Source organism: Anaeromonas gelatinilytica, assembly GCF_016820635.1.
Lineage (GTDB): Bacteria > Bacillota > Clostridia > Tissierellales > SIT17 > Anaeromonas > Anaeromonas gelatinilytica.
On sequence record NZ_WSFU01000119.1, the window covers coordinates 144,522 to 151,017 of the forward strand.

Annotated in this window: 6 protein-coding genes; 1 reads left to right on the top strand and 5 read right to left on the bottom strand. The window is 26.5% G+C overall.

Annotated elements, in window-relative coordinates:
- Window positions 1-174 precede the first annotated feature (174 nt).
- The gene (locus GOQ29_RS10875; protein WP_203372677.1) at window positions 175-1,947 is read left to right on the top strand and encodes an Rqc2 family fibronectin-binding protein; all 1,773 of its coding nucleotides are present in this window, start codon (window positions 175-177) and stop codon (window positions 1,945-1,947) included.
- 34 nt (window positions 1,948-1,981) lie between these two features.
- On the opposite strand, the gene GOQ29_RS10880 is transcribed toward GOQ29_RS10875, so the two are convergent.
- From GOQ29_RS10880 to lspA, 5 genes are all read right to left on the bottom strand, one after another.
- Window positions 1,982-2,839 (bottom strand): phosphatase PAP2 family protein, encoded by an 858-nt coding sequence (locus GOQ29_RS10880; protein ID WP_203372678.1) that lies wholly within the window; start codon window positions 2,837-2,839, stop codon window positions 1,982-1,984.
- A gap of 133 nt (window positions 2,840-2,972) precedes the next feature.
- Window positions 2,973-4,262: a uracil-xanthine permease family protein gene (locus GOQ29_RS10885; protein ID WP_203372679.1), complete on the bottom strand. Its 1,290-nt coding sequence runs from the start codon at window positions 4,260-4,262 to the stop codon at window positions 2,973-2,975.
- 73 nt (window positions 4,263-4,335) lie between these two features.
- Window positions 4,336-4,875, bottom strand: a complete 540-nt coding sequence (gene pyrR / locus GOQ29_RS10890; RefSeq protein WP_203372680.1) for a bifunctional pyr operon transcriptional regulator/uracil phosphoribosyltransferase PyrR — start codon at window positions 4,873-4,875, stop codon at window positions 4,336-4,338.
- Between the two features lie 169 nt (window positions 4,876-5,044).
- Complete coding sequence (locus GOQ29_RS10895; RefSeq protein WP_203372681.1) at window positions 5,045-5,968, bottom strand: RluA family pseudouridine synthase; 924 nt, start codon at window positions 5,966-5,968, stop codon at window positions 5,045-5,047.
- Between the two features lie 13 nt (window positions 5,969-5,981).
- Window positions 5,982-6,431 (bottom strand): signal peptidase II, encoded by a 450-nt coding sequence (lspA, locus tag GOQ29_RS10900; RefSeq protein ID WP_203372682.1) that lies wholly within the window; start codon window positions 6,429-6,431, stop codon window positions 5,982-5,984.
- Window positions 6,432-6,496 lie beyond the last annotated feature (65 nt).

Below are 6,496 nucleotides of genomic sequence, written 5' to 3' on the forward strand. Positions count from 1 at the left end.
ATTTTCAATCATACGATTTCTCCTCTAATTTTAATTATACCTCATATAATTATATTAAATATTTTAAAAACCTTTTAATTGTTACTAAAACTTAATATATGATTATATCCTTCTTTATAAATTCCTATTTAGATGTTATAATACATTATAAAAACAATTATCGGAGGAATACTTATGTCTTTAGATGGAATTACATTAAGAAGCTTAGTGCATGAACTTTCAAATACATTGATAGAAGGAAAAATAAATAAAATCTATCAACCAGAAAACGATGAATTATTAATTAGTATAAGAAATAAAGGAAAAAATGAAAAATTAATATTATCAGCTAGTAGTAATAATCCTAGAATACACTTTACTAATAGCACTAAAGAAAACCCTCAAAGTCCCCCTATGTTTTGTATGTTATTAAGAAAACACTTACAAAACGGAAAAATTTTATCAATAAAACAACAATATTTAGAAAGAATCATTAAAATTACAATCTCTAATTATGATGAATTAGGAGTTTTATCAGAAAAAGAACTTATAATAGAAATTATGGGACGTCACAGTAATATTATTTTAATTGAAAAAAGAACTAAAAAAATAATTGATGCTATAAAAAGAATAACCCCTGATATTAGTAGTGTAAGACAAGTTTTACCTGGAGTAAAATATCAACTTCCTCCTAATCAAAATAAACTTAATCCTTTAAAGTTAAATAAAGAACAATTTTTTAATATAATAAATAATGTAAATGAAGGAAATAAAATATATAAGTTTATATATGAAAATTTTGTAGGAATAAGTCCATTAATTGCTAAAGAAATCTGTTCTAGAGAAAATATATATGAAAATTCTTTAATTGGTGGTTTAAATGAAGAAGATAAAGAGAAAATATTTTTATCCTTTAAAAAACTTATTAATGATGTTATAAACAACAATAATAAACCTAGTATGATTTACAATGAATATAAAACTAAAATTTTAGGCTTTTCAAGTATTGATCTTACTCAATTTAAAGAATCCAAAAAAGTATACTTTAATTCAATTAGTGACCTTCTAAATACTGTATATGAAACTAAAGATAGATTAGATCGAATTCAACAAAAATCTTTATCATTGAAAAAACACATAAAAACAAAACTAGATAGAGATAAGAATAAATTAGCTAAGCAAAAAGAAGAATTATTTAATGCAAAAAATAGAGAAAAATATAAAATCTACGGTGAATTAATAACAGCTAATATTTATAAAATTGAAAAGGGAATGGATATTCTAACCACCGAAAATTATTATGATAATAATAATTTAATTGAAATAAAGTTGAATCCAAATCTTACTCCCTCAGAAAATGCTCAAAAATACTTTAAAAGATACAACAAATTAAAAAATGCATTTAATGAAGTTTCTATACAGATTTCTCAAACTAAAGAGGAAATTAATTATCTAGAACATATTTTATTAAGTATTGAAAATTCTACAGATTTATCTGAATTAGAAGAAATAAAAGAAGAATTAATTGATGGAGGATATGTTAAATACAGAAGAAAAAACAAATCAAGAGAAAAGAAAAATATTAAATCTAAACCTCTTCACTTTATATCCTCAGATGGATTTGATATGTATGTGGGAAAAAATAATAGACAAAATGACTATTTAACTTTAAAATTTGCTGATAAAGAAGATATATGGCTTCATACTAAAGATATCCCTGGTTCCCATATTATTATAAGAAAAAATAATAAAGAAGTACCAGAAGAAACTCTATACGAGGCAGCCCTTTTAGCAGCCTTCCACAGTAAGGGCAAGATGTCTAGTAATGTAGCAATAGATTATACAGAAAAGAAAAATGTAAAGAAACCTAATAGAGCAAAACCAGGAATGGTTATATATGAAAATAACAATACCTTATATGTTACTCCAACCGAAAAAGAAATAAGTAAAATAGAAAAAAATAAATAGGATTTCATTACTACTATCTAAAAAGCTCCTCTAATTAAAGGGGCTTTTTAGATAGTCCTGTCTTTATAAATATTATAGGAATAACTAAAGTAATAAATATTCCTATAATAAAATATCTTATATAGTCAAAAGCATAAGTTTCAGGAAATATACCTTTAAGAGCTGTTCTTATAGACAATAATATAAGAATACCAAATATAAATTTAACTATCTGAAAAAACATTTTGTTCTTAACTTCAAACTTTATTTTATTTTCTTGAATAAAGTAACCCAATAACGCTCCTGTGATTAATGCAATTAATTTCAAATTATTTTCACTCATAAATACAATTAATAGTAAATTAGGAATCAATATAGAAAATATAAATACATTTAAAAGATTATAATTAAATGGAGTTATTTTTTCTATTAGATAATCACCTATTAGGGCAAATAAAATACCGAAAATAAGACCTCCTAACACATCAATAGGCCAATGAACTCTTAGATATAATCTTGAAAATCCTACTAATAATATCACAAATATCCCCAATACATATATACTTTTTCTCTTAAGTTTTCTCATTGTATAAAACCAAAAAGTTGTAGTATTTTGGGTATGCCCACTAGGAAAAGAATACCCTGGAGCAGACTCCTGATACAAGGGATTTATTCCTTCCGTAAAAAATGGTCTTTCTGTAGCAAATATATTTTTCAAAATACTATTGCCAAATACAGAAAATATAAGAATAGTAAACATTCTCACCCCTGCACGCTTACTTATACACCAATAAACCAATGTTAATGCAAAAACATAAAATAACTCTCCTCCAATATTAGTTATGAATACAAAAATTTTATCCAATATTGGATTACTAATTTCTTGAAGTTTTAATAATATTTTTACTTGCATATATACACCTCTAATCATATATATCAATTTAATTATTATATATTACACATAAGTAATAGGTTATTTAATATATATTAAATAACCTATTATTTATACTATATTTCATTAATTATATCTTATTTTTATAGTTATGTTAATCATTTTCAGGCAATAATTTATTAATTGTTATACCCACAATAGCAGCTAAACTTAAACCCACTATTTGTATACTATCAGTTATTTGAATACTGATCAAACCAGTAAATGCTTGAACTCCATCAGCAGTATAGAGACCTTGCTTAACTTTTAATATTTCCGTTCCTATCCCTATCACAAGTATTAATGAAGCCACTATTAAATTTCTATTGCTAGAAAAATCCACTTTAGCTGTAGTTAAAGTTCTTATTCCTACACTGGCAATCATACCAAAAAGTATTAAACTTACTCCTCCCATTACAGCTTCAGGAATTGTTTGTAATATAGCTCCAATCTTTCCAATAAAACTAATTGTTATTGCTATAACTGCAGAAATCCTTAGTATAGACGGATCATAATTTTTAGTCATTGCTAATACACTTGTATTTTCTCCATAAGTTGTATTTGCAGGTCCTCCTACAAATCCAGCAAATAAAGTAGCTAATCCATCTCCTAGAAGTGTTCTGTGTAATCCGGGATCTTCTAAAAAGTTTTTACCTACAACTGCTCCATTAGTAGTAATATCTCCAATATGTTCCATAAATACTGCAAGTACTATTGGAGCAATTATTGCTATTGCTTCTATACTAAACTTTGGTAAAGTAAATTCTGGTACACTTATCATTGAAGCTTCTGTTATAGGAGTATAATCTACAATTCCTAACATCATTGATAAAATATAACCTACTAACACTCCACAAAGTATTGGTATTATCTTAAATATACCTTTTCCAAAAATTGATACTATTATTACTGTTGCTACTACAATTAATGCCACTGGCCAATTAGTAGATGCCATTTCAAGTGCAGTAGGACTCAATATCAATCCTATTACTATAATCATTGGTCCTGTTACAATAGGAGGAAAAAAAGATTTAATCTTTTCTACTCCAAATAATTTAATCAGCAATGCAAACATAAGGTACAATAATCCAGCTGCCATTATGCCACCTTGAACATACCTTAAATCGCCAAATTTAGATGCTACAGCCCCAATCACAGGAATAAATGCGAAACTAGAACCAAGAAAAACTGGTACTTTTCCCTTTGTAACTAGATGGAATAATAATGTTCCTACTCCTGCACAAAATAATGCAACTGCTGGATTAAGACCAGTAATCATAGGTACCAATACTGTAGCTCCAAACATTGCTACAATGTGTTGTATACTCAAAATCCCTTTTCTAAATATACCAGTAGTATTTACACTCTTAATTTCTTTACTGTTTACCATAGTTTTTTCTGCCATAAAAATACCTCCTTAACTAATTTAGGAGGGAGAACAATCTCCCTTTTCAGTCTCTCAGGACTGAGTTAAAAGGTTACGCCTTTTCTTTAATTGTAACTTCATCTTTATCATCTATTTCATTAAATTTAACACTTACTACTTCGCTTTTTGAAGTTGGTACATTTTTTCCAATATAATCTGGTCTAATAGGAAGTTCCCTATGTCCTCTGTCAATTAAAACTGCTAATTGTATTTTTTTAGGTCTATCATTATCAACAATAGCATCCAATGCGGCTCTAACAGTTCTGCCCGTATATAATACATCATCTATTAAAATCACATTCTTATTTCTTATATCCGTTTTGAATTGAGATTTTTTTACTAAAGGACTATCTGATATTTCAGATAAATCATCTCTATACAATGTAATATCCAATTCTTCTACAGGAACTTTTTTTCCTTCTATTTCATTTATTTTCTCTGCAATTCTTTGAGAAAAAGGAACTCCTCTTGTTTTTATACCAACTAAAACTAAATCTTCTATACCTTTATTTTTTTCAATAATTTCATGAGAAATACGAGTTGTAGCTCTACTTATAGCTTTTTGGTCCAATAATATTGCTTTAGTTTTCATATTATCACCTCCTGAGATTAATTTTCTATAATAATATATTATTTCAAAAATAAAACTCCTTATCACTGATAAGGAGTTAAATATGCAATGCCAATTTAACATTTATAATCCCTTATCAGCCTCTCGTGCTGATTTAAAGGTTAATTCATTTTTTATATAATATCATAAATCACATATTTTGTCTACTTTTTTCTAATATGTTTAATATTCTAATAAAATCTTCTGGTAAGTTGGAATCAAATTCTAAATATTCATTTTCTCTTGGATGATTAAATCCTATTATTTTAGCATGCAAAAGTTGCCCTTCTAAATTAAACTTCTGATCTCTAGTCCCATAAATAGGATCTCCTACAATTGGATGATTTATATATTTCATATGAACTCTTATTTGATGAGTCCTACCAGTCTCTAGTCTAGCTTCAATCAAAGTATAATTACCATATCTTTTTAATACTCTAAAATGAGTTACTGCTTCCTTACTATTTTCTCTTATTACACACATCTTTTTCCTATCCTTTGGATTTCTACCTATTGGAGCATTAATAGTTCCCTTATCTTCATTTATATTTCCTTCAACCAAAGCTTGGTACCTTCTTGTTATAGAATGTTCTTTAAGTTGTTGAGATAAACTTAAATGAGCCAAATTAGTTTTTGCTATCATAAGCAAGCCAGTTGTATCTTTATCAATTCTATGTACAATTCCTGGTCTTATAACACCATTAATCGATGATAAGTTATTCAATTTATAAAGTAAAGCATTTACTAAAGTTTTACTATAATTTCCTGGTGCAGGATGCACTACCATTCCTCTAGGTTTATTCACTATAGCTACATCATCATCTTCATAGACTATATCAATATCAATGTCCTCAGGCTTTACTTCTAATTTTTTAGGCTCTGGTACCTCTACTACTATTCTATCTCCTTCATTAATACTATATTTAGATTTAACAAATCTATTATTTACAGTTACCTTCTTATTTTTTATAAGTTTCTGTATAAAAGATCTAGATACTTCATCTAATTCAGAAGCTAAAAATGAATCCACTCTCCCTTCTGATTCTTCATCTACTATTAATTCAATAATATCCATTAAATCACTCTTTCTAATTTACTTCATGATTATTAGTTAATACTAGTATAACTAATAATATAGTACCAATTACAATAAAACTATCTGCTATATTAAATACTGGGAAATCATAGAATCCCCAAAAATCAATATCTATAAAATCTATTACATATTGAATTCTTAATCTATCTATAAAATTTCCAATAGCACCTCCAATTATCATTAATAAACTATAATTCATTATTTTTGTATTATTATATTTTTTTATGTAATATACAATACCTATAATTATTAAACTAGTAATTATTATAAAAAAAGCCCTTTGATTTTGCATTATTCCAAATGCAGCACCATAATTTTTTACAAAATTCAATTGAAGAAATCTATCAATAATTATAATAGCCTCTTGTTCTTTAAGTACATTTACAGCCCAATACTTCGTTACTTGATCTAATAAAATAATTAAAATTGGAATAATATACATTTAATCCTCCTTGTATAATGAACATGTAGTCAAGCTACAGGTTCAATCTAATTTATTTATTATAT

Excerpts from the sequence above, each read along its gene's own strand:
- GOQ29_RS10875 (WP_203372677.1), top strand. The coding sequence starts at position 175 with ATGTCTTTAGATGGAATTACATTAAGAAGCTTAGTGCATGAACTTTCA.
- GOQ29_RS10880 (WP_203372678.1), bottom strand. The coding sequence starts at position 2,839 with ATGCAAGTAAAAATATTATTAAAACTTCAAGAAATTAGTAATCCAATA.
- GOQ29_RS10885 (WP_203372679.1), bottom strand. The coding sequence starts at position 4,262 with ATGGCAGAAAAAACTATGGTAAACAGTAAAGAAATTAAGAGTGTAAAT.
- pyrR (WP_203372680.1), bottom strand. The coding sequence starts at position 4,875 with ATGAAAACTAAAGCAATATTATTGGACCAAAAAGCTATAAGTAGAGCT.
- GOQ29_RS10895 (WP_203372681.1), bottom strand. The coding sequence starts at position 5,968 with ATGGATATTATTGAATTAATAGTAGATGAAGAATCAGAAGGGAGAGTG.
- lspA (WP_203372682.1), bottom strand. The coding sequence starts at position 6,431 with ATGTATATTATTCCAATTTTAATTATTTTATTAGATCAAGTAACGAAG.